The 22,509-nt window shown below is 66.7% G+C and carries 21 protein-coding genes; 14 read left to right on the top strand and 7 right to left on the bottom strand.

Annotated elements, in window-relative coordinates; all coding sequences use genetic code 11:
- Positions 1–8: 8 nt before the first annotated feature.
- The 4 genes from ARGLB_RS01270 (at position 9) to ARGLB_RS23920 (ending at position 5,107) form a co-directional block, all read left to right on the top strand.
- Complete coding sequence (locus ARGLB_RS01270) at positions 9–1,667, top strand: LCP family protein (RefSeq protein WP_003797983.1); 1,659 nt, start codon at positions 9–11, stop codon at positions 1,665–1,667.
- A gap of 59 nt (positions 1,668–1,726) precedes the next feature.
- On the top strand, positions 1,727–2,977 hold the full coding sequence (manA, locus tag ARGLB_RS01275; protein ID WP_003797985.1) for a mannose-6-phosphate isomerase, class I: 1,251 nt from the start codon (positions 1,727–1,729) through the stop codon (positions 2,975–2,977).
- A 5-nt stretch (positions 2,978–2,982) separates the two neighbouring features.
- Positions 2,983–3,942 carry a lipid II:glycine glycyltransferase FemX gene (locus ARGLB_RS01280; RefSeq protein ID WP_003797987.1) on the top strand — a complete coding sequence of 320 codons (960 nt, stop codon included), beginning with the start codon at positions 2,983–2,985 and terminating at the stop codon, positions 3,940–3,942.
- A gap of 556 nt (positions 3,943–4,498) precedes the next feature.
- On the top strand, positions 4,499–5,107 hold the full coding sequence (locus ARGLB_RS23920; protein ID WP_245531448.1) for an endonuclease domain-containing protein: 609 nt from the start codon (positions 4,499–4,501) through the stop codon (positions 5,105–5,107).
- Positions 5,108–5,219: 112 nt separating this feature from the next.
- Here ARGLB_RS23920 and glpX read toward each other — a convergent pair whose 3' ends face one another.
- Positions 5,220–6,257 (bottom strand): class II fructose-bisphosphatase, encoded by a 1,038-nt coding sequence (gene glpX, locus ARGLB_RS01290; protein ID WP_003797994.1) that lies wholly within the window; start codon positions 6,255–6,257, stop codon positions 5,220–5,222.
- A 179-nt stretch (positions 6,258–6,436) separates the two neighbouring features.
- On the opposite strand from glpX, the gene ARGLB_RS01295 reads away from it, so the two are divergent.
- The 5 genes from ARGLB_RS01295 to ARGLB_RS01315 all read left to right on the top strand — a co-directional run bounded on the left by ARGLB_RS01295 (position 6,437) and on the right by ARGLB_RS01315 (position 12,027).
- Positions 6,437–7,132, top strand: coding sequence for a DUF4245 domain-containing protein (locus ARGLB_RS01295; protein WP_003797997.1), 696 nt, complete (start codon positions 6,437–6,439; stop codon positions 7,130–7,132).
- 9 nt (positions 7,133–7,141) lie between these two features.
- Positions 7,142–7,756, top strand: a complete 615-nt coding sequence (locus ARGLB_RS01300) for a carbonic anhydrase (RefSeq protein ID WP_003797999.1) — start codon at positions 7,142–7,144, stop codon at positions 7,754–7,756.
- Positions 7,757–7,843: 87 nt separating this feature from the next.
- Positions 7,844–9,271 carry a class II fumarate hydratase gene (locus ARGLB_RS01305; RefSeq protein ID WP_043417632.1) on the top strand — a complete coding sequence of 476 codons (1,428 nt, stop codon included), beginning with the start codon at positions 7,844–7,846 and terminating at the stop codon, positions 9,269–9,271.
- 372 nt (positions 9,272–9,643) lie between these two features.
- Positions 9,644–10,315, top strand: coding sequence for a TetR/AcrR family transcriptional regulator (locus ARGLB_RS01310; RefSeq protein WP_003798003.1), 672 nt, complete (start codon positions 9,644–9,646; stop codon positions 10,313–10,315).
- Entirely contained in the window at positions 10,312–12,027 is a 1,716-nt protein-coding gene (locus ARGLB_RS01315; protein WP_003798004.1) for an MDR family MFS transporter, read from the top strand. The genes ARGLB_RS01310 and ARGLB_RS01315 overlap by 4 nt, the downstream gene beginning before the upstream one ends.
- 99 nt (positions 12,028–12,126) lie before the next feature.
- On the opposite strand, the gene ARGLB_RS01320 is transcribed toward ARGLB_RS01315, so the two are convergent.
- Positions 12,127–12,678: a prepilin peptidase gene (locus tag ARGLB_RS01320; RefSeq protein ID WP_003798005.1), complete on the bottom strand. Its 552-nt coding sequence runs from the start codon at positions 12,676–12,678 to the stop codon at positions 12,127–12,129.
- 59 nt (positions 12,679–12,737) lie between these two features.
- Between ARGLB_RS01320 and ARGLB_RS01325 the strand changes: the two genes are divergently transcribed.
- Positions 12,738–13,550, top strand: coding sequence for a hypothetical protein (locus tag ARGLB_RS01325; RefSeq protein WP_003798006.1), 813 nt, complete (start codon positions 12,738–12,740; stop codon positions 13,548–13,550).
- A 65-nt stretch (positions 13,551–13,615) separates the two neighbouring features.
- Positions 13,616–14,170, top strand: a complete 555-nt coding sequence (locus ARGLB_RS01330; protein WP_175304931.1) for a hypothetical protein — start codon at positions 13,616–13,618, stop codon at positions 14,168–14,170.
- Between the two features lie 161 nt (positions 14,171–14,331).
- Here the strand turns inward: ARGLB_RS01330 and phoH2 are convergent, their stop codons facing one another.
- Together phoH2 and ARGLB_RS01340 are read right to left on the bottom strand one after the other, a co-directional pair.
- Complete coding sequence (gene phoH2, locus ARGLB_RS01335; RefSeq protein ID WP_003798010.1) at positions 14,332–15,768, bottom strand: RNA 5'-3' helicase PhoH2; 1,437 nt, start codon at positions 15,766–15,768, stop codon at positions 14,332–14,334.
- A 270-nt stretch (positions 15,769–16,038) separates the two neighbouring features.
- Entirely contained in the window at positions 16,039–16,800 is a 762-nt protein-coding gene (locus ARGLB_RS01340) for an isoprenyl transferase (protein ID WP_043417634.1), read from the bottom strand.
- A gap of 234 nt (positions 16,801–17,034) precedes the next feature.
- Here ARGLB_RS01340 and trhA point away from each other — a divergent pair, with 234 nt between their 5' ends.
- Positions 17,035–17,697, top strand: coding sequence for a PAQR family membrane homeostasis protein TrhA (gene trhA, locus ARGLB_RS01345; RefSeq protein WP_175304937.1), 663 nt, complete (start codon positions 17,035–17,037; stop codon positions 17,695–17,697).
- Here the strand turns inward: trhA and ARGLB_RS01350 are convergent.
- The 3 genes from ARGLB_RS01350 to mca form a co-directional block, all read right to left on the bottom strand.
- A complete protein-coding gene (locus tag ARGLB_RS01350) occupies positions 17,678–19,876 on the bottom strand; it encodes a thioredoxin domain-containing protein (RefSeq protein ID WP_373279080.1) in 2,199 nt (732 codons plus the stop codon). The two genes, trhA and ARGLB_RS01350, sit on opposite strands and share 20 nt — an antisense overlap.
- Positions 19,839–20,117: a hypothetical protein gene (locus ARGLB_RS01355; RefSeq protein WP_003798018.1), complete on the bottom strand. Its 279-nt coding sequence runs from the start codon at positions 20,115–20,117 to the stop codon at positions 19,839–19,841. Before ARGLB_RS01355 ends, ARGLB_RS01350 begins: the two co-directional genes overlap by 38 nt.
- A gap of 174 nt (positions 20,118–20,291) precedes the next feature.
- Entirely contained in the window at positions 20,292–21,197 is a 906-nt protein-coding gene (mca, locus tag ARGLB_RS01360; RefSeq protein WP_003798020.1) for a mycothiol conjugate amidase Mca, read from the bottom strand.
- Between the two features lie 84 nt (positions 21,198–21,281).
- On the opposite strand from mca, the gene ARGLB_RS01365 reads away from it, so the two are divergent.
- Positions 21,282–21,752: a DUF4307 domain-containing protein gene (locus ARGLB_RS01365; RefSeq protein ID WP_003798022.1), complete on the top strand. Its 471-nt coding sequence runs from the start codon at positions 21,282–21,284 to the stop codon at positions 21,750–21,752.
- A gap of 181 nt (positions 21,753–21,933) precedes the next feature.
- Positions 21,934–22,428: a transcription elongation factor GreA gene (gene greA / locus ARGLB_RS01370; RefSeq protein ID WP_003798024.1), complete on the top strand. Its 495-nt coding sequence runs from the start codon at positions 21,934–21,936 to the stop codon at positions 22,426–22,428.
- Positions 22,429–22,509 lie beyond the last annotated feature (81 nt).

Below are 22,509 nucleotides of genomic sequence, written 5' to 3' on the forward strand. Positions count from 1 at the left end.
GGTCTGCCATGTCCAACACCGACCTGCCGTCCCAGGGCCCGCTGACGGATCCCGTCCGCAACCCCTCGAGCGCTGCTGAACCTGTCCGGACCAAGCGCGCGTTCCTGCTGATCCTGCTCACGCTGCTGGTGCCCGGGAGCGCCCAGATCGTGGCCGGCGACCGCAAGCTGGGCCGGATCGCCCTGCGCGTGACGCTCAGCGCCTGGCTGCTCGTGGTCCTTTCCCTGGTACTGCTGTTCACCAACCGGACCCTGCTGATCAACATCATCACCAATCCGGTTGCGTCGCTGCTCATCGTCCTTGTCCTTGCTGCGCTGGCAGTGGGCTGGCTGGTGCTGTTCGTCAACACCCTGCGGCTCATCCGGCCGGTGTTGCTGCCCACCCGGATGCGGCCCGCCGTCGTGGTTGCCCTTGTCCTTGCCATGGTGGTGAGCAGCGGATCGCTGGGGTACGCCGCCTACCTGCTGAACGTCAGCCGGAATGCCATCGGCAGCATCTTTGCCGGCGGCCCGGCCATCGACCCCGTGGACGGCCGCTACAACTTCCTCATGATGGGCGGCGACGCCGGTGCAGACCGGACCGGCCGGCGCCCGGACAGCCTGTCGGTGCTCAGCGTGGACGCCAAATCCGGCCAGACAGCCATCATCTCCGTGCCGCGTAACCTGCAGAACGCCCAGTTCAGCGAGGGTTCGCCCATGCGCAAGATCTATCCGGAAGGCTACAACTGCGGCGACGAATGCCTCATCAACGCGATCAACACCGAGGTCACGAACGAGCACAAGGACCTCTACCCCGGTGTCGCCGATCCCGGAGCGCAGGCCACCCTGGAGGCGGTTTCGGGCACGCTCGGCATCACCGTGCAGGCGTATGTGCTGGTGGACATGGACGGCTTCGCGAAGCTGATTGACGCGATGGGCGGCATCCGGATCAAGGCCGGCGGCTGGGTGCCCATCAGCGGCGACATGATTGACGAGGCCAACGGCATCCATGGCATGCCCCTGGGCTGGATTCCGGCCGGAGATCAGAAGCTGGACGGCTACCACGCCCTCTGGTACGGCCGGTCCCGGGAATTCGTGGACGACTACGCCCGGATCGCGCGGCAGCAGTGCGTCCAGCAGGCCATGCTGAAACAGCTGGACCCTGCAACGCTGCTGGCGAAATTCGAGGACATCGCCAACGCCGGCACGAAGGTGGTGGACTCCAACGTCTCCGCCAGCCAGCTCGGCAGCTTCGTAGATCTGGCCATGAAGGCCAAGGGCCAGGACATCAAGCGGCTCACCATCGGCCCGCCGGACTTCGATGCGTCCTTCTCCACGGTGCCCGACTTCGACCAGATCCATGACCGGGTCAAGAAGCTGCTCGCGTCCGCCAGCTCCGAATCGTCGCCGGCCGCCGCGCCCGGGGACGCCGCGTTGGAGGATACATTGGTGCAGCCGGGTTCCGTGCCCGGCAGGCTCTCCGCCGCGGGCGCCGCAGGTCCCCTGGCGGGCCTTCCGGCCACCACCCCCTCACCGTCACCCTCGTCGTCGTCGGACTTCACCCCGGTGACCACCACCCCTGAGGGGGAACCGATCACGGAAGCGATGCTGAACCAGTTCAAGCGTGAGGGCAACGAGCAGGCTATCCGCGACCTCGTGGCCACCAACGGCCAGTGCGCACCGCTTTGAGCAATAGCCGCAGCACGCTTTGAGCAATACGTACATCAAAAAAAGGGGGAACACCAGGCGTGTACCAGATAGAGAATGTCCTGCGGCCGTATGCCTGGGGATCGACGACGGCGATCGCCGGCCTGCTCGGCCGGCCGGAGTCCGGCGGTCCGGAAGCCGAGCTGTGGATCGGTGCCCATCCTGACTCGCCGTCGGTGGCCACCCGGCCGGACGGCACGACGACGCCGCTGGACGCACTCATCGGCGAGGACCCGGAACATTTTCTGGGCGCGGCTTCGGTAGCCGAGTTCGGTCCGCGGCTGCCGTTCCTGGCTAAGCTCCTCGCCGCCGCCAAGCCGCTGTCGCTGCAGGTGCACCCGAGCCTTGAGCAGGCCCGGGCCGGTTACGCCCGCGAAAACGCCGCCGGCATACCGGCCGCCGCAGCAAACCGCAATTACCATGACGACAACCACAAGCCGGAGATGATTTTCGCGCTGACTCCGTTCGAGTCGCTGTGCGGTTTCCGGAAACCGGAGAAGTCCCGCGACATCTTCCTCCACCTGGCGGGCTGCCTTGAGCTCCCCGGAGACGGTGTCCCGCAGGTTCTGAAGGACGTCATCGACGACCTTTCCCAGCCCGAGGAGGCGACGGCGCTGAGATTGGCGTTCGAACGGCTGATCGCCGGGGGCGAGGCAGTCAGGGAAGCGACGTCCCGGGTGGTCGACGCGCTGGCCTCGGGCGCACCCCTGTCTCCATACCAGCTCGAGCTTTCCACGGTGCTGAGCCTCAACAGCGAGTACCCCGGCGATCCCGGGGTGCTGATCTCCCTCCTGCTGAACCGGCTGTCCCTGAAACCCGGCGAAGCCGTGTACCTCCCGGCCGGCAAAGTCCACGCCTACCTGCACGGGCTCGGCGTCGAGGTGATGGCGTCCTCGGACAACGTGCTTCGCGGCGGACTGACACCCAAATTCATTGACATTCCCGAGCTGCTGAACACGATTGCCTTCGAATCCGTGGACGTTCCCATGCTCCAGCCGGTGACCTCCGAACTCGGACAGGAACTGTACTTCCCGCCGTTCCGCGAGTTCCAGCTCCAGCGGATCGAACTGCAGCCGGACGGCGAGCCTGTTCCGCTGGCGCAGTCGGGCGCCGCGGTGGTTATTGTCGTTGCCGGTTCGGTGATCCTTGACTCGCCGAAGGGCGACCTTCGGCTGGGCCACGGCGCGAGTGCCTTCCTGCCGGACACCGACGCCCCCGTCAATGTCCACCCTGTGTCCGGGGCAACGGAGAACGCCGTGGCCTTCGCCGTGACCACCTCGATGAAGGCCTGACCGCTGTGGAGTATTTCCTGCAAACGAAAGCCTGGGAGGACTTCCAGAAGTCACTGGGACGCCACGTGCACCGGCAGTCCGGTCCCGGCTGGAGTTTCCTGGCCATCGAGGAAAAGAACCCCGCGGGCAAGGTCCTCTATGCGCCCTACGGGCCTGTGGCCGAGTCGGTTGAGGCGTTCGACGCCGCACTGGTGGCCCTCCGGGCACTGGCAAAGTCCTGCGGCGCCGTCTTCATCCGGATCGAGCCGGTGACTGCCGGTCTCGATCCTGAGGGTGCTCCCGAGGCACTGCGGAGCCGGGGCCTCCAGCCTGCCCCGGTCAACCAGCAGCCCGAACTCAGCTGGATCGTGGACCTTGACCGGGACTTCAAGGAAGTCCTGGCGGAGATGAAGCCGGTCAACCGCAACCTGTACCGGAACATCCACAAGAAGGGCGTCACGTTCCGCACCACGCAGGATCCCGAGGACATCCGCGTGCTCCTGAACTTCCTCCACATGACGGCGCGGCGGAACGGCTTCAAACCGCAGAGTGACGAGTACCTGACGCAGGTGGCCCAGTCCCTGATGCCAGCAGGCGCGGCCACACTGTTCATCGCCGACCTGCATGGCGGCCCGGTAGCGGCAGCTCTGGCCTACGATTCGGCGGACACCCGGACGTACGCCCACGCGGCCATGGATGACACCCACCGCAAGCTCAGCGCGGGCATTCCCCTCCTGGTGACGCTCATGGCCGATGCCCAGGAGAAGGGCCTGAAGCACGTGGACCTGTGGGGCGTGGCCCCGGCCGACCAGCCCGACCACAAGTGGGCAGGGTTCACCGCGTTCAAGAAGTCCTTCGGCGGGCGCGAGATCGCCTACCCCGGCACCTGGGACCTGCCCGTCAACCGGCCCCGCTACGCGGCCTACCAGGTGGCCCGCAAACTGCGCGACGGCATCAAGGCACTCATCAAGCGACCCACCCGCTGAGCGCGAACGAACATTTAAGCCCCGCCCGCTGAGCGCGAACGAACACTTGGGCCCCGCCCGCTGAGCGCGAACGAACACTTAGGCCCCGCCCGCTGAGCGCGAACGAACATTTAAGCCCCGCCGCCCGGAAATTAGCGGGGCTCAAGTGTTCGTTCGCGCTTAAAGCAAGAATTGCTCCTGTGGATAACGTCCAACGGGCTCTTCGACCGTTGCACACTGGAGCATGGGTCTCTCGCCGCTTCCCCGTGACTTGCTCGGAGGATCATTCACTTCATCCCGTGCCGCTGCGTCGGGGGTGTCCCGGCGGCGTCAGCGAAAACCTGATGTAGCCATTCCTTCACGCGGGATCCGCGTTCCACTGCAGGGGGATGCGACGACTCCGGCGAACCTGCGCGCCTACACTGCGCTGGATGACAAATCGACCCTTACCCATCACTCCGGGGCCCGCATCTGGGAGTTTGGCCTTCCCGGCTGGATGCAGGAGGACTGGCGGATCCAGGTTGCGCGTGACCGTAACGGAAGCCAGCCGCGGCGGCGCAACGTGGTTGGTCACCGGATGACTTTCAAGCCCGGAGAGGTGGTGATGCACGACGGCGTCCGGGTTACCTCACCAGCCAGGACCTGGCTTGATCTCGCAGGACTTCTCACTGTTGATGAGCTGATCGCAGCAGGAGATTCGGTGGTGGTTGCCCACGGGCCCGACTTCCCGAAACCAAGGACTCCCCTGGCCACGATCGATGACCTACGCCGCATGATTGCCGCGCACCCGGGCATGCGGGGCATGAAAACGGCGCGGCTTGCACTCCCAGAGATCCGCGTTGGGGCTGACTCCCCGCAGGAGACCAGAATGCGCCTGGTGCTTGCCCGCACCAAGCTCGGCGAACCAGTTCTAAACCATGTGATCAGCAACAGCTGGGGCCAGCCCGCGATGTGGCCCGACGCCGCCTACCCGCAATACCGACTCGCGCTGCAATATGACGGCGCGCACCATTCAAGTCCGGACCAGGCCGCGCGTGACAGGAAGCGTAAGGAAACCACGGACCGCCTCGGTTGGACCGAGCTCAGAATTTTCAAAGATGACCTCGACGGCGATAAACCCTTCGTTCTCGAGAAGGTCAGGGCAACGCTGCAGGGGCAGCTTCGGCGCCAGGCCTCGGGAACCTGAGCGTTGACCGGCTCGCAACCATGCGCGAACGAACACTTGAGCCCCGGATCCATGGCGGATGCGGGGCTCAAGTGTTCGTTCGCGCTAGGAGGGCGCTGGGGAAGCGGAGGGACTAGCTCTTGCGGGCGTAGCCTTCCCACTTGCTGGCCTGGTGCTCGCCGTCCACGAAGCGGATGGTGCCGGACTTGGAGCGCATGACGATCGACTGCGTCAGGACCTTCTCCTTGTTGTACCGGACGCCGCGGAGGAGGTCGCCGTCGGTGATGCCGGTGGCGGCGAAGTAGCAGTTGTCGCTGGTGACGAGGTCGTTCGTGGACAGGACCCGCTCGAGGTCGTGGCCGGCGTCGATCGCCTTCTGCTTCTCGTCGTCGCTCGTGGGCCACAGCCGGCCCTGGATCACGCCGCCCAGGGACTTGATGGCGCAGGCCGCCACGATGCCTTCCGGGGTTCCGCCGATGCCCATGAGGGCGTCAACGCCGGTGCCGGAGCGGGCAGCCGCGATGGCACCTGCAACGTCGCCGTCCATGATGAACTTGGTGCGCGCGCCGGCTTCACGGATTTCCTCGACCAGAGGGCGGTGGCGGTCACGGTCCAGGATCATGACGTTGAGCTGGTTGACCTTCACGCCCTTGGCCTTCGCGATCAGGTGCAGGTTCTGCTTGACCGGCAGACGCAGGTCAACCATGTCGGCGGCCTCAGGACCGGTGACCAGCTTCTCCATGTAGAACACGGCGGAGGGGTCGAACATGGAGCCGCGCTCGGCGACGGCCAGGACAGCCAGGGCGTTGTTGATGCCGAGTGCGGTCAGGCGGGTTCCATCGATGGGGTCGACGGCGACGTCGCACTCGGGGCCGGTGCCGTCACCGACCTGTTCGCCGTTGAACAGCATCGGGGCTTCGTCTTTTTCGCCTTCACCGATGACCACGACGCCGTTGAAGTGGACGGTCTGCAGGAAGGAACGCATCGCGTCGACGGCGGCGCCGTCCGCCTTGTTCTTGTCGCCGAAGCCCACCCAGTGGCCGCCGGCGATTGCCGCAGCTTCGGTGACGCGGACAAGTTCAAGGGCGAGGTTGCGGTCCGGCTCGTCAATTCCGACGGCGAGCGACGGGGAAAGCGTTGAGTACTTCTGGGTGATGGACGCTGGTGACACGTGAACCTCTTCTTCGAGTGGCGATCATTGAACCCGCCAGGCCTGAGTCGACCATCGCGGTGATTCCTCTGTAACTGATCATAGTCGCCGCCGCGGGCCCCTGGGCGGCGAATGACCCCGCCTCGTAACGCACGGAGGGCCTCACCGCCGCCGGTTTCGAATGTGAGTTCGGACCCTGCATGGGCGACTATAGAAGGGTGAGTGATACGCAGGACCAGTCCGCCCCCTCGAGCCGCGCGCAGGCTCCCACCCCATCCCCAGCTACGGCCGGCCACCCCGTCAAGCCGGTAATCCCCGCGGCTGCCGCAAAACGGGCGAATGCCTCGGTGATCGGAATGATCATCGCCCTGCTGGTAAGCGTCGCTGCGTTCCTGCCCATCGTCCTGATGAATCCGTCCCCGAAGTCGGACGGCTTCCGGCCCAACATCGACGTCAGCGCCGTCGCCAGCAACGCCAAGGGTGTGGCGGGATTCACACCGGTGGCCCCCGCGGCAGGTGACACATTCCACCCGAATTACGCCCGCTGGGCGGCGGCTTCGGGCACCGGCGTCGCGGCCTGGGAGGTCGGGTACGTGACCCCGAAGGAAAAATTCATCGGCCTGACACAGACCAGCAAGGCCAACCCCACCTGGCTCGTGCAGCAGACCAAGAGCGCCCCGGTCACCGGCACGCGCAACGCCGGCGGCAAGGAATGGGAACTCCATGACACCGGCAAGGGCGAGAAGAGCATGGTGCTTGCCTACCGCGGCACCACCGTGGTCCTGGCGGGAGACGCCAACCTGGAGGAGTTCGCGGTCTTGGCTGCCGCCGTCGTCAAGTCCCTGGAAAGTAACCCTGCTGTCACCGTTTCCCCGTCGGCGAGCCCCGCACCGTAAGGTGGGGCCGTGACAACTTACCTGACTCCTGCCCTGGCCTGGCGCCGTCTGCGCGAAGGCAACGAACGCTTTGTAACCGGTGAATCCTCGCACCCGAACCAGGACGCCTCCCGGCGGTCCTCGCTGGTGGAGAACCAGCATCCTTTCGCGGTGATCTTCGGTTGCTCGGACTCGCGGCTCGCCGCTGAAATCATTTTCGACGTCGGACTCGGCGACGTCTTCGTCGTCCGGACCGCGGGCCAGGTCATTGACGACGCCGTCCTGGGCTCACTCGAGTACAGCATCGGCGTGCTCGGCGTGCCGCTGATCGTGGTCCTCGGCCACGACAGCTGCGGCGCGGTCAGTGCCACGAAATCCGCCGTAGAAACCGGCCAGATGCCGGTGGGCTTCATCCGCGACCTCGTGGAGCGCATCACGCCGTCGGTCCTCACCTCCCTGCGGAACGAGCAGACGGAGGTCAACGACATGGTGGTGGAGCATGTCAAGCAGACCTCGCAGCGCCTCGTGGACAGCTCGCGTGTGATTTCGGACGCAATCGAGTCGGGCCGGGCGGCGGTCATCGGGCTCTCGTACAGCCTCGGCGAGGGCCACGCGGAGCTTGTTTCCGGAATCGGCGACCTCTAGAAGCGGGCTGAAAGCGCCCGGGCAGGCCGTCTGTAGCAAGCCGTTCACGGTTTTCGATGCGGCGCCCGGGCGTCCTAAGCTAGCCCCATGACTTCCACTGAAGAGTTCCGCATTGAACATGACACGATGGGCGAAGTCCGCGTCCCCGTGAACGCCCTGTACCGCGCGCAGACGCAACGTGCAGTCGAGAACTTCCCGATCTCCGGAAAAACCCTGGAACGCGCCCACATTGAGGCGCTGGCCCGGGTCAAGAAGGCCGCTGCCCAGGCCAACGCTGAACTGGGTGTGCTCGACGGCGAGCTGGCCAAGGCGATCGCGGACGCTGCCGACGAGGTAGCGACGGGCAAGTACGACGGCGACTTCCCCATCGACGTTTTCCAGACCGGTTCGGGCACGTCCTCGAACATGAACACCAACGAGGTCCTCGCCGAGCTGGCGTCCCGCGCCCTGAAGGCTGCCGGCAGCGACAAGGTGGTCCACCCCAACGACCACGTCAACGCCTCGCAGTCCTCCAACGACGTGTTTCCCACCTCCGTCCACGTTGCAGCCACCTCGGCCCTGATCAACGACCTCATCCCGGCCCTCGGCTACCTCGCCGAATCGCTGGAGCGCAAGGCCGTTGAGTTCAAGGACGTCGTCAAGTCCGGCCGCACGCACCTGATGGACGCCACCCCGGTCACCCTCGGCCAGGAATTCGGCGGCTACGCCGCGCAGGTCCGTTACGGCATCGAGCGCATCAACGCCGCACTCCCCCGCGTGGCCGAAGTTCCCCTCGGCGGCACCGCGGTGGGCACCGGCATCAACACCCCGGCAGGCTTCCCGGAGCGCGTCATCGAACTGCTCGCCACCGACACCGGCCTGCCGCTGACCGAGGCCCGCGACCACTTCGAGGCCCAGGCCAACCGCGACGGCCTCATCGAAGCGTCCAGCCAGCTGCGCAACATCGCGATCTCCTTCATGAAGATCAACAATGACCTCCGCTGGATGGGCTCCGGCCCCAACACCGGCCTCGGCGAAATCGCCATTCCGGACCTGCAGCCGGGCTCCTCGATCATGCCGGGCAAGGTCAACCCCGTCATTTGTGAAGCGTCCATCATGGTCTGCGCCCAGGTCATCGGCAACGACACCGCCATCGCCTGGTCCGGCACCAACGGCGCCTTCGAACTGAACGTCGGCATCCCGGTCATGGCCGCGAACCTGCTCGAGTCCGTCCGCCTGCTGGCCAACACCAGCCGTGTCATGGCCGACAAGATGATCGATGGCATCACCGCCAACGTCGAGCGCGCACGCTTCCTCGCCGAGGCCTCGCCGTCGATCGTTACCCCGCTGAACAAGTACATCGGCTACGAAAACGCCGCCAAGATCGCCAAGACCGCCGTCAAGGAGGGCCTCACCGTCCGTCAGGCCACCGAGAAGCTCGGCTTCGTCGGCGACGGCGAAGGCAAGGTTTCCGAGGCCGACCTCGACAAGGCACTGGACGTCACCACCATGACGGCTCCGGCCCACAAGGCCTAATTTCCAAAAAAGTACGACGGCGGCCGCCCACCTTCTGTTGCGAAGGCGGGCGGCCGCTGGCGTTAAGCAGTGTGCGACCGCTCTAGGGAATGGATGCCACGGCGTCGATTTCGACGAGGAAGTCACCCAGGAAAGAGCCGACGGTTGTTCGTGCCGGGTATGGGGCCTGTGGGGTGTCTGGCCCGCGGTGAAGAGGAAACCGTTGGCGACGATGGCCTGGGAGTAGGGGCCCGCGGGGACGGGTGCGACGTCTGTGCTGACCGGCTGTCGGAGCATTGGCCTGTTCCTTTCTGTTGGCCGGCAGCGAGGCAGGGCGCAACCCCGGCCACTAGAAAGTTGCACTGTTTAGTAGTTAGTGCAAAACTTTACTCCGTGAACGAAAGTGCAACTATTGCCGGCGGTCTCCGCGAGCGCAAACGGGCGGCCACGCGGGCGGCGATTACCGCCGTCGCCCGTTCCCTGACCTCCGAGCGCGGCCTCAGCGGCTACACCGTGGAGGACGTGTGCGAACAGGCGGGTATCTCCCGCCGGACCTTCTTCAACTACTTCCCCACCAAGGAAGACGCCATCCTCGGCCACGTCGACGATGAGCTGCCCCATGACCTCTTCGAGGAGTTCCTCCGCGGCGGACACGGTTCCCCGAAGGGAGAGATCTCCGCCAGCCTGCTGCAGGACCTCGTTCAGCTGTCGCTGAGCCTGTCAGAGCGGATGAGCAGCTCCGAGGAGGAAACCCGGCAGCTGATCGGCGTCATCAAGAAGGAACCTCAGCTGATGCTCAAGATCATCGGCGCCACGGAGGAGCGCGAAGCCCACTTCGCCCGGCTCCTCGCCGAGCGCGAAGGCGTGCCGGCGGACCACCCCGTGGTGCGGATGGCCGTGGTGGTCATGGGCAACATCGCCCGGCATACCAGCATGGCCTACTTCTCCGAAGGCAACACCCGCACCTACCGCGAGCTTCTCCTCGAAAACTTCGAGGCGGCAAGGCTCCTGCTCTCCCAGCCTTATTCCCGCCCCCGCAACCCCTCCGCAGAAGGACAGTCATGAGCACCGCCGTCAGTTCCAAGGCCGCAGCCGGACCGCTGCTGCTGACGCAGAAACGCATCTGGATCATCTTCTCCGCGCTGATCGCCGGCATGCTGCTCTCCAGCCTCGACCAGACCATCGTCTCCACGGCCATGCCCACCATCGTCGGCAAGCTGGGCGGCGTCGAGCACCAGGCCTGGATCACCACTGCCTACCTCCTCGCCACCACCATCGTGATGCCCATCTACGGCAAGTTCGGTGACGTCCTGGGCCGCCGCAACCTGTTCCTCGTAGCCATCGCGCTGTTCACGCTTGCCTCGGTGGGCTGCGCCTTCGCCACGGACTTCTGGGGCTTCGTGATCTTCCGCGCCGTCCAGGGCCTGGGCGGCGGCGGCCTGATGATCCTCTCGCAGGCCATCATCGCGGACATCGTTCCCGCCAAGGAGCGCGGCAAGTACATGGGACCCCTGGGGGCCATCTTCGGCCTCTCGGCAGTGGCCGGCCCGCTGCTGGGCGGCTTCTTCGTTGACCACCTCACCTGGGAGTGGGCCTTCTACATCAACATCCCCGTCGGCATCGCCGCCTTCACCATCGCCTGGTTCACCCTCACGCTTCCGAACAAGAAGCCCGAAAAGCGGATCGACATCATGGGCGTCCTGTTCCTCTCCATCGCCACCACCTGCCTGATCTTCTTCACGGACTTTGGCGGCAAAAAGGACGAGGGCTGGGATTCTCCCCTGACCTGGGCCTTCGGAGCCGGCCTGGTCCTCGCCGCCGCGGCGTTCGTCGCCGTCGAGCGCCGGGCGGAAGACCCCATCATCCCGCTGAGCCTCTTCCGGAACCGGATCTTCGTGAACTCCACCGCCATCGGCTTCACCCTGGGCCTGGGCATGTTCGCCGCCATCGCCTTCGTACCCACGTTCCTGCAGATGTCGTCGGGCACCTCCGCCGCCGAGTCCGGGCTCCTCATGCTCCCGATGATGGCGGGCCTGATGGGAACGTCGATCTACTCCGGCATCCGGATTTCCAAGACCGGCAAGTACAGGATGTTCCCGATTCTGGGCGCCAGCCTGACCATCGCCGCCATGCTGTGGTTCACCACGCTATCGGCCGAGACGCCCATCTGGGTCATCTGCGTCCAGCTGTTCCTGTTCGGATCCGGCCTCGGCCTGATCATGCAGGTCATCGTCCTCGTGGTGCAGAATTCCGTTCCGGCGGACCAGATCGGCACGGCCACCAGCACCAACAACTACTTCCGCGAAGTGGGGGCTGCGCTGGGCGTCGCGGTGTTCGGGTCCATCTTCACCAACCGGCTGGCGGAGTCCCTCACAAATGCGTTTACCGGCGCCGGAGCATCGGCCGGCCAGGCCTCGCAGTCCACCAGGACGCTGGATCCGCAGACTCTCGGCCAGCTTCCGGAGCAGCTCCGCGACGCGATCGTCAACGCCTACGCCGATTCCCTCGCACCGGTGTTCTGGTACCTCGTCCCGTTCATCGCCGTCGCACTGGTCCTGGCCATCACGCTGAAGCAGATCCCGCTCTCGGACACCGCCGGAATGGTGGCCCGCGGCGAGGCGGTGGGCGGCCAGGAGGCCGAGCGTCTCGAAGCCGCCCTCCGCGAGGCCGCCGTTCGCGAACCGGCAATGCCCGAGCCGACAGTGCCCGAGCCGACAGTGCCCGATGCTGACGGTGTAAAGAACGACGACGGCGAGCTGGCCGGGCAGCGCCGCTGACGTTTCGCCGGACCACGGAGCGCGAACTGGCAGTTGATGCCTCGAACGCGGGATTTGAGGGCATTATCTGCCAGTTCGCGCTGTGGGTTGGGGTGCCAGTCAGGCGGGCAGCAGGACCATCGCCGCGGCTGCTCCGGCCAGCATGAACGGCCCGAACGGAATGGCCGACTTGAGAGTCCCGCGGCGCAGTGCCAGCAGGCCTATGCTCCAGAGGCCGCCCAGCAGGAACGCGGCGAACGTCCCTGCGAAAACATGCGGCCAGCCGAGGTAGCCCAGGTACAACCCGAGGACACCGGCGAGTTTCACGTCCCCGAACCCCATGCCGGGCGGGTAGACCAGCCGCAGCACGAAGTAGAAGAGCCACAGCACCGCTCCCCCGGCCGCTATCCTCAGCGCCGGCACGCCGAAAAGGCGGGCAGCGCCGTCGGGCAGTCCTGACGGGTCAGCCGCCGCGAGCGTCAGCACCGCCCCCAGAAGCAGCACACCGGCAATGCCATAGGAGGGAAAGACAATCCGGTTCGGCAGAAGGTGGTGCCGGACGTCGATGACCGTGAGCCGCACCGCCATCACCGCGAAGTAGGCGCACGCCGCCAGCAGCAGCCAGAATGCCGGCGGTGCCGCTTCCCAGAGTTCGGCAAGTCGTTGGATCACCCTCGGATGCTACTGGATTCGCCCCGCCTGCCGCTGGGGGCCGCGCGTAAACTGTGGATATGGGGACCTGGGACGCCAAACACCGGCAGGAACACGGCGGCGGTGCGGCGCCCGCGTCGGCCACTTCCTTTCGCAATCTGTGCCGCTCGTCCCCGTGGAAATGGCAGTCGCTGCGCTTCGAATACGCCGAATTTCCAGGCAGCGGCGTTCCCGGCGGCGGCATTCCTGACAGTGACATTGTCCGCGCATGGCTGCGCCGTCCCGGCGCCCTCCGCCTGGAGTCCGGCGACGGCACCTTGCTCGGCAGCACCACCGGCATCAACGACTCCCGCGACGGCCTGTACATCAGCGCCACCCGGAAGTCGTGGCTTCTTCCTGCACATCTGGTGACGCCGGTCTACGACGACGGCGGGCTGGTGCGGCGCCGTCCGGAAGCCGCGTACGGCGAACCCTCGTTCGGAAACGGCCGGTTCGCTGCTGCACTGGATCCGGTGGAACTGGCGGGCAACGCCCCGGTGCCGCTGGAGTTCCCCAACGCGAACGCCGTCGAAGTGCTGGAGCCGGTTCAGGAGGTGGCGCACGAAGGCCGCCCCGCGCTGGAAACCGTAGTCTCACCGAACCCCGGGTACCGGCCGCTGGATGCGGCAGCACCTCTCTGCGGCCCCGGCCGGACAAGGATCCGCATCGATGCCGGGACCGGCGTGTGTGTGGTTGCCGAGCCGCTCGACAGCGGGGGTCAGGTTCCAGGGCACCGCATCCGGATCCTGGCCGTGGACGAGTACATGCTGGATGATCTTTTCGTGGCCGAGCCGATGAACCTCACCGATGTGCGCGAGCATATCCAGTGGCCGCTGCGGCCCAACCCGGCCTAAGGGGCCACCCGGAATGCGGGGGTCTGCGCAGGCTTTTCCCAACCTGCCGGCCGCAGACTCGTGGCATGTCAACCACGGCTCCCGGCGTATCGGCACCACCTGACACGGTCACCGGCAGGACCGGTACGCGGCGCCGCAGAAAGTTGCTGCTGATACCGCTCTCCCTGCTCTGCGCCCTGGGACTCGTGCTGGGATATCTCTTTCTCACCGCCAAGCCGGAGGCCAGCACTCCGCTGGGGGCCAGTGCAGTGATCCCCGGCGGAACGGCCCGGGTCAACGGCATCATCCCGCTGGAAAAAGACGGCTGGCTTCCGCCCGAACGCGTCCAGGTGCTGGACGAGGGACCGTCCGCCGGGACGCACCGGGTGCGGATACTGGTGCAGTTCACCGCTCTGGAAGGTGAAGGCGTCGCAGTGGATGCGTCGCAGTTCACGGTGACGGGGCTGGGTGCCGGCAGCCTCCGTCCGCTGTGGACGTCACCTGGGGTGACACAGCTCCCGCAAGGCGATTCAGTCGACGCCACCATGGTCTTCGAGCTTCCCAACCAGGCGATTGCCCTGGTCTTGGAGGGGCCCGGCAACACCCGGCTGTCGCTGGGGCTGTCTCACCACACCAGCTGACAGCGGCGGACTGGCATGCAGCCTCCCTGCGCGTCTCCCGCTCGCCCGGTTACGAACTGAACGGCGTGACCGCGTTCCTCCTAGGGTCACCGCTGGTTGAACCTCGCTGGTTGAGCCTGTCGAAACCAAGACTCGGTTTCGACAGGCTCAACCAGCGGTAATTACGCCCCTTCGAGCAGGTCCGTGACGAGCGCCGCGATGGGCGAGCGTTCTGACCGGGTGAGGGTGATGTGGCCGAAGAGCGGGTGGCCCTTCAGGGTTTCGACGACGGCTGCGATGCCGTCATGCCGACCCACCCGGAGGTTATCGCGCTGGGCAACGTCGTGGGTGAGGACGATCTTCGAGTTCTGCCCGATCCGGCTCATGACGGTCAGCAGAACGTTCTTTTCGAGGGACTGGGCCTCGTCAACGATCACGAAGGCATCGTGGAGGGAGCGTCCGCGGATGTGGGTCAGCGGCATGACCTCCAGCATGCCGCGGTCCATGACTTCCTCCACCACTTCCTGGCTCACGAGAGCGCCCAATGTGTCGAACACCGCCTGCGCCCAGGGGTTCATCTTTTCCGCTTCCGAGCCCGGCAGGTAACCGAGCTCCTGGCCGCCCACCGCGAAAAGCGGGCGGAAGACGATCACCTTGCGGTGCTCGCGGCGCTCCAGCACCGCCTCGAGGCCGGCACACAGGGCAAGCGCCGACTTACCGGTGCCCGCACGGCCGCCCATGGACACGATGCCCACCGAGGGGTCCATCAGCAGGTCGATGGCGAGCCGCTGCTCCGCGGAGCGCCCGTGGAGGCCGAAAATGTCGCGGTCCCCCTTCACCAGGCGGACCTGCTTATCGGCGCCGACACGGCCCAGGGCCGAGCCCCGGCTGGAGAGCACCACAAGGCCGGTGTTGACCGGCATCTCGGCGGCCGCCGGGATAAAGACCGGCTCGTGGCCGTACAGCGTGGAGATTTCCTCGTCGCTCGCATCGATCTCGGCGACGCCGGTCCACCCGGAATCCTTGACGAGCTCGTTGCGGTATTCATCGGCCAGCAGGCCCATGGCCGAAGCCTTGACCCGCATGGGGAGGTCCTTGGACACCACGGTGACGTTGCGTCCCTCGTTGGAGAGGTTCTTGGCGACGGCGAGGATGCGGCTGTCGTTGTCCCCGGCGCGGAATCCGGCCGGCAGGACTTCGGCCGAGATGTGGTTCATCTCGATCATGAGCGTACCGCCGGCGTCGCCCAGCGGGACGGGCCGGTTCAGCCCCCCGTGCTGGATGCGAAGGTCATCAAGGAGCCGGAGCGCCTTCCGTGCAAAGTAGCCGAGTTCGGGGTCATGCCGCTTCCCTTCAAGTTCGGTGATCACCACGATCGGCACAATGACTTCGTGCTCCGCGAAGCGCAGCAGGGCGCGGGGGTCGGAGAGCAGCACGGAGGTGTCGATGACGAACGTGGAGACTGATGGCTGGGATTCAGTCTGTGGGCCGGAAACAGCAAGACCGGCTGCGGCGTCTTTCGTGTCCGCACCGGTCTTTGAATTGGCTCGCTTGGCGCGAGAGGTAGCCTTCTCACCCTTGTCCGTGATGACATCGGGCAGTTGTTCAGAAATAGCCACATCGACTCCAGCCCCGGGGCACGTGCCCGGAATTGTTAGTGGTGAGGCGGATTGGCCACGAGGCCGGATCCGGCCTCCCATACAGCCGGTGCGAAAAATCGCTCCATGTACTGGCCTCCCCGATCAGCCGGCGGTTTGCCTGCTGATGGGTTTAACGTAAATCGCCCCGAACTAATTTCCAACGTCTTCTTCCGGCGATTCCTGTTGCCGGTGTGTGAATTCGGGGTGAACGGCGGCGGCCCGAAGGGGCCAACAGACGCCGAAAAAGGCTTACGAGCCGAAGCGGCGCTGCCTGCCGGCGTAGTCGCGCAGGGCGCGAAGGAAGTCCACCTTCCGGAAGGCCGGCCACAGTGCCTCGCAGAAGTAAAACTCGCTGTAGGCGCTCTGCCACATCAGGAAGCCGGAGAGCCGCTGCTCGCCGGAGGTCCTGATCACGAGGTCCGGATCGGGCTGGCCGCGGGTGTACAGAAAGCGGGAGATGTCCTCCACGCTCAGGGAGTCGGCGAGTTCGCTGATGTCCGCCTTGTGCGCCACGGCGTCGTGCAGCAGCTCGCGCACCGCGTCCACGATTTCGCGCCGGCCGCCATAGCCGACGGCCACATTCACGTGGAGTTTCTCGCGCACCGGCGTCCTGGCCGTGAGCTTGGTCAGCCGGTCCGCCAAGTAGTCCGGGAGCAGCTCCGGGGCGCCCATGGCGTGGACCGATATGTCGGCGTCCTCGTCGAGCCGGTCCAGCGTGTTGGCAATGATGCCCATGAGCAGGTCAAGCTCCTCGCCGGAACGGCTCATGTTGTCCGTGGAGAGCATGTACAGGGTGACCACCCGGACGCCCAGCTCCTGGCACCAGCCGAGGAACTCGTGGATCTTGTCCGCGCCGGCCTGGTGGCCCTGGCTGGTCGGCGCATTGAACTGCCGGGCCCAGCGCCGGTTCCCGTCCACCATGACGCCGATGTGCCGGGGGATCCGTTCCGGCTCCAGCGAGCGCAGAAGCTTGCGCTCATAGAAGCCATAGAGGAACCCGGGCCATTCCATCCGGAGACTCACCTGACTTCCTGCTGTACGACTTTTGTGCAAGTCCTAGGCTACCGCCCGGAGGCGGCGGCCGCGTGCAGGCGGCCGCCGGAAGCCCCCTCGACGGAGCCAGCAGAACCCGCCACACGCGACGTTACCCGTAGGTAACTTACTGAGCCGTAGGTTATTCTGGATGACATGAAAAGCAACGCCCCGGACGGCGGACCGGAGCCTTCGAGGGCAGAGCCCACCGGCATGGATGACGCCGCCGCACGCATCGCCGAGCTGCTGACGATCAAGCCGAAGTGGCGGGGATGGATCCACACGGTCACCGCGCCGCTCGCCCTGATTGCCGGGATTGCCCTGGTTGCCGTGGCTCCCACCCCGGACCGCAAAATAACGTCGGCCATCTACGCCCTCACCGGTGTCCTGCTGTTTGGCATCAGCGCGGTGTACCACCGCGGCAACTGGTCCCCCGGCGTCAAGCGAGTCCTCAAACGGCTGGACCACACCAACATCATGCTGGTGATTGCCGGCAGCTACACGCCCCTCGCGTGGAGCCTGCTGGACAGGCCGACGGCGGTGTTCCTGCTCTGGCTCATCTGGTCCGCCGCGATCCTGGGCGTGCTGTTCCGGCTCCTCTGGACCGACGCACCCCGCTGGCTGTACGTGCCCATCTACATCGGCCTCGGCTGCGGCTCCCTGTTCTACCTTCCCGCCTTTTTCGCGGCGAGCGTCCCGGCGGCCCTGCTCATCTGCGTCGGCGGGGCCCTCTACATCGCCGGGGCCGTGTTCTACGCGCTCAAGAAGCCCAACATCAGCTACCGGCATTTCGGCTTCCACGAACTGTTCCACGCCTTCACGGTGCTGGCCTTCGCCGCCCACTTCGCGGCCATCCTCATTGCAGTGCTGAGCTGACGCGTTCCAGCGCCTCCTCCACGGTCGCCACGGGCCGGTCGCAGACCATGCCGCGGCAGACGTAGACGAGGGGCGTGCCGCCGGGCCCGGCCGGCCGCTGCCGCAGCAGCGGCACTCCGGCCGGCTTCCCGCCGTCGTCCGTCCCGGCGTCCCCTGCCGCCACCACCAGCCCCGGGCTCGGGGACAGCAGCAGCGCGCGGTGGAGGGCGTCCCGTTCGGGACCGGCAGGCCCGACGACGGCGGCCTCCAGCGGCCCCGCCAGCGCGGCCTGCGCCGTGGCCAGCAGCCAGCCCGCCACGCGCGGTGCACGCGTTGCGAGCGGGGGCACCAGGGCCAGGATGCTGCCGGCCATGATCCGGTGTTCCGCCGAGCCGGTCAGGGCGGCATAGCCCAGCAGGGCGCCGGCAAAGGCAGCCGCGCCGCTGGGCGTGGCGTCGTCAAAGGGGTCCAGCCCCGGTTTTCCGCCCTGGGCCCTGACCACCTGCTCCGACTCCCCGGCGGAATCGGCGAGCCTCCCGGCGTCCACGAACCGGGTGCACGCCGCGCGGATCAGTGCCTCCGCCAGCGTGTACCAGCGTGGATCGCCGGTGGCCGAATACAGCGACAGGAAGCCGTCCGCGCAGAACGCATAGTCCTCCAGCAGGCCGCCGATCCCGCGTGCTGCGCCGCCATGCGACACGCGGACCAGCTCCCCTGTAGCTGGCTCGCCCGCATCCGGCTGCCCCGTTTCCGCCCGCCAGTGGACCCGTTCCAGATAGCCGGCGATCCGGCCGGCTGCCGCCACAAGGTCCGGGCGGCCCAAAACTGCCCCGGCCTCCGCGAGCGCAGCCACGGCGAGTCCGTTCCAGCCCGCCACCACTTTCTCGTCCCGCCCGGGCTGCGGCCGGCGCGCCCTGGTTTCCTGAAGGCGGGGCCTCACCCGCGACCAGAGCTGAGCCTCGTCACCGTCCAGCGCCCGTCCCGGGTGCAGCGGCGAGCCGAGCTCGGAGACGGCTCCCTGGGTGCCGACGTTCATCATCCAGGCGACGGCCGCGGCGTCCTCCGCGCCGAGCACCCGCTCCAGCTCATCGCGGGTCCAGAGATAGCTCGCCCCTTCGTGGTGTTCCCCGTCCACCACGGAGTCGGCGTCCAGCGAGGACGCCAGTCCCCCCTCCGGCAGCCCGAGTGCGGAGAGGAGCCAGTCGGCGGTCCGCGACGCGATGTCCGTGGCCTCGGCTGCCGGGAACCCGGCCGTTCCGCCGAGCCTGATCCAGTGCACGTAGACGCGCAGCAGCTGGGCATTGTCGTACAGCATCTTCTCGAAGTGCGGGACGGACCAGTCGCGCGTCACCGAATACCGGGCGAAACCGCCGCCGAGCTGGTCGAAGAGAGCCGAGCGGGCCATGGCCGCGAGGGTGCGCCCGGCCATGTCCCTGGCCTTTCCGGCAGTCTCCGAGGGGACCGCGGCGTGCCGGACCAGGAACTCCAGAACGGCCGACGGCGGGAACTTGGGGGCGGTGCCGAACCCGCCGTCGTCGGGGTCTTCAGACCCGGCCAGGGAGCGCACGGCGGCAGGCAGCAAACCGGCGTCGAGCAGTTCCGGCGGGCGGGACACGTCCACAGCCGCCGCGAGCTGCACCTGGCCCATGTTCTCCGCGAGGGAGCGGGCATTGTCCTCCACGGCGTCACGGCGTTCGGTCCAGGCCTCATGCACGGCCTCGAGGACCTGGCGGAAGGAGGGACGGCCGGGCATGGGCCGTGGCGGGAAGTAGGTGCCGGCGTGGAAGGCCAGGCCCTCGGGGGTCAGGAAGACGGACATGGGCCACCCGCCCTCGCCGCTGATGGCCTGCGTGGCGCCCATGTAGACGGTGTCGACGTCAGGGCGCTCCTCCCGGTCCACCTTGACCGCGACGAAATGGCTGTTCAGGTAGTCGGCGGTGGCTTGGTCCTCGAAGGATTCGCGGGCCATGACGTGGCACCAGTGGCAGGCGGCGTAGCCGATGGACAGGAACACGGGGACGTCCCGGGACGCGGCCCGCGCAAAGGCGGCGTCGCCGAACGGCTGCCAGTGCACCGGGTTGCCGGCGTGCTGGCGCAGGTAGGCAGAGGGTTCCGCGCCGAGGGCATTGCGCTCCCCCGGCCCGGGCTGCCCCGATCGGGGATCAGGTGTCGGTGCGGCCTGCATTGCCGTTGGCGGCATCGTCGCGGGCTATGTCAGCCGCCTCGGCGGCAGCCTGGCGTTCTTCCTCCACCTGGGCTCGGTACCGCACGCGGCGGATGCGGCGCACCATGTCCACGATCAGCAGCGCGGTGAGCACCACAATGAAGGCGGTCAGCAGGAATCCCAGCAGGCCGGGGGTGACCTGGTCCTGGGACAGGCCGGGGCGCAGCGACGGCGAGGGTGCCGGGGACGATGCCAGGGCGATGAGCAAATGGTGCACTGTTCAAACCTTCTCAAGGCTGGGGCCGCCGTGCGCCGCAGGGGCTAACGTCCGGCCCGTTGGTACGCGCGCGGCCGCGGCCGATCCGGCCGCCGCACGTTCTTCCACGCGGGATTTTCTACGCGGTATTTTCTACACTGTATTTCTACAAGGGATAGAAAATGTCTCTTGTCTCTATCTTAGCCCCGCGAAGAGGTCCTTTTCCGGCAGCTCAGAGGCCACCTTGGATCGGATCAGCGTGTAGTCCTCCCACGGCCAGACCCGTGCCTGCATCTCCGCCGACACGGCGAAGAAGAAGCCCAGCGGGTCCACCTGGGTGCGGTGGGCCCGGAGGGCGTTGTCACGGGCCTCGAAGAAGTCGCCGCAGTCCACCTGGGTGGTGGTTTCGTGCGTGGGCGGCGGCGGCGTGTGCCCTTCGGCGTCGGCCTCGAGCCAGGCGGCAAGGCGCTGGGCATAGGGCGACTGGAGCCCGGCCTCCTCCAGCGCAAAGTGCAGGGCCCGGAAACGTTCCGGGCTGAAGGCGCGGTCGTAGTAGAGCTTGCTCGGCTCCCAGGCCTCGCCGGTGCCCGGATACCGCGCAGGGTCGCCGGCGGCGTCGAAGGCCTCCACCGCAACCCGGTGGGCCATGATGTGGTCCGGATGCGGGTAGCCGCCGTTTTCGTCATAGCTGACGATGACGTGCGGCTTGAAGTCCCGGACCAGTCGAACCAGGGGGGCCGCTGCCCGTTCCAGGGGCTGCAGCGCGAAGCACCCGGCCGGCAGCGGCGGGAGCGGATCACCCTCGGGCAGCCCGGAGTCCACGAAGCCCAGCCAGCGCTGCCGGATGCCCAACAGCCGGGCGGCCTCGTTCATTTCGAGCCGGCGGGCTCCTGCCATGTCGCGCTTCGGATGGGGCTCGGCCTCCATGGCCGGGTTCTGGATGTCGCCGCGCGAGCCGTCCGTGCAGGTCGCGACCATAACGTCCACACCGGCCGCGGCATACATGGCCATGGTGGCTGCGCCCTTGCTGGACTCGTCATCCGGGTGGGCGTGGACTGCCAGCAGGCGAAGCGTGGACGACTGGCTGGTGGACGCTGTCATCTGGGACTGCTCCTCTTTCTCCTGGGACTGACTGCAATGCTGGCTCCGGATATTTCCCCGGGTGATCGCCACTAAACTGGAAGGGTGACTACCGAGGACAAGTCGGGCATTGCCGAGCCTGCAGACATTAGCCTAGCCAATCGCTATGGCCGTCCAAAGCGCAGGCTGTCCCGAAAGGCCAGGCGCTGGGCGGTCATCGTTGCCCTGGCTGTCGGGATGGGCTTTCTGGCCTGGGTCTCCACGTCCAACGCCACGGCGTCGGTGACCTTCAAGGACATCGGTTACCGGACCACGGATGCCACGCAGGCCGAGGTGGACTTCCAGGTGACGAGGGAACCCGGCACGGCCGTCAAGTGCGCCATCAAGGCGCTCGATTCCAAGTTCGCAGTCGTCGGCTGGAAGGTGGTCGACATTCCGCCGGCGGATCAGGAGGCGCAGGGCCAGAGTGCCGACGGCGGGCGGACCCTCGCCCAGCGCGTTGTCCTTCGCACCGAGTCGCAGGCCGTCTCGGGTGTCGTGGACAACTGCTGGATTCCGAAGCCCGCGGCTTCGTAGGGCCAGCAGCAGAAGAAGGTATGTGACCCACGCCGCTTGCTTGTTGGGTTTACTCCACAGGATTGACTACAATGGATCAATACCTTTACCCCGCTGAGATGGTTACTGAGTTCCACAGGTGGCCACCGTGGCGGGGTCTTTGTTTGTAAGACCGCTTGTACACCCACTAGAGGAGAAGTCCGTGTCTACCACTAACAGCGCGCCTGCAGCTTGGCTTACCCAGGAAGCTTTTGACCGCCTGAAGGCAGAGCTGGACCACCTTTCCGGCCCCGGCCGTGCGGAAATCGTCCAGAAGATCGACGCTGCCCGTCAGGAGGGCGACCTCAAGGAGAACGGCGGTTACCACGCTGCGAAGGAAGAGCAGGGCAAGATCGAGGCCCGCATCCGCCAGCTGACCGTCCTGCTCCGCGACGCTCATGTCGGCGAAGCACCGGCCGACGACGGAATCGTTGAGCCCGGCATGATCGTCGTCGCCCGCATCGCCGGTGACGAGGAGACCTTCCTGCTCGGCTCCCGTGAAATCGCCGGCGACTCCGACCTGGACGTTTTCAGCGAGAAGTCCCCGCTCGGTGCAGCGATCATGGGCCACAAGGAGGGCGACAAGCTCAGCTACACCGCCCCCAACGGCAAGGACATCCCGGTGGAGATCCTCTCCGCCAAGCCTTACTCGGGCTAACACCGCAGCCGTCCGCGGTCACAGCAAACGCACGACGCCGGCCTCCCCACTCCGGGGACGGCCGGCGTCGTGCTTTAAATC

The sequence above is a fragment of the Arthrobacter globiformis NBRC 12137 genome, assembly GCF_000238915.1.
GTDB classification, from domain to species: domain Bacteria; phylum Actinomycetota; class Actinomycetes; order Actinomycetales; family Micrococcaceae; genus Arthrobacter; species Arthrobacter globiformis.

Excerpts from the sequence above, each read along its gene's own strand:
- ARGLB_RS01270 (WP_003797983.1), top strand. The coding sequence starts at position 9 with ATGTCCAACACCGACCTGCCGTCCCAGGGCCCGCTGACGGATCCCGTC.
- ARGLB_RS23920 (WP_245531448.1), top strand. The coding sequence starts at position 4,499 with ATGACTTTCAAGCCCGGAGAGGTGGTGATGCACGACGGCGTCCGGGTT.
- ARGLB_RS01295 (WP_003797997.1), top strand. The coding sequence starts at position 6,437 with ATGGGCGACTATAGAAGGGTGAGTGATACGCAGGACCAGTCCGCCCCC.
- ARGLB_RS01305 (WP_043417632.1), top strand. The coding sequence starts at position 7,844 with ATGACTTCCACTGAAGAGTTCCGCATTGAACATGACACGATGGGCGAA.
- ARGLB_RS01315 (WP_003798004.1), top strand. The coding sequence starts at position 10,312 with ATGAGCACCGCCGTCAGTTCCAAGGCCGCAGCCGGACCGCTGCTGCTG.
- ARGLB_RS01325 (WP_003798006.1), top strand. The coding sequence starts at position 12,738 with ATGGGGACCTGGGACGCCAAACACCGGCAGGAACACGGCGGCGGTGCG.
- ARGLB_RS01330 (WP_175304931.1), top strand. The coding sequence starts at position 13,616 with ATGTCAACCACGGCTCCCGGCGTATCGGCACCACCTGACACGGTCACC.
- ARGLB_RS01340 (WP_043417634.1), bottom strand. The coding sequence starts at position 16,800 with ATGGAATGGCCCGGGTTCCTCTATGGCTTCTATGAGCGCAAGCTTCTG.
- trhA (WP_175304937.1), top strand. The coding sequence starts at position 17,035 with ATGGATGACGCCGCCGCACGCATCGCCGAGCTGCTGACGATCAAGCCG.
- ARGLB_RS01350 (WP_373279080.1), bottom strand. The coding sequence starts at position 19,876 with ATGCCGCCAACGGCAATGCAGGCCGCACCGACACCTGATCCCCGATCG.
- mca (WP_003798020.1), bottom strand. The coding sequence starts at position 21,197 with ATGACAGCGTCCACCAGCCAGTCGTCCACGCTTCGCCTGCTGGCAGTC.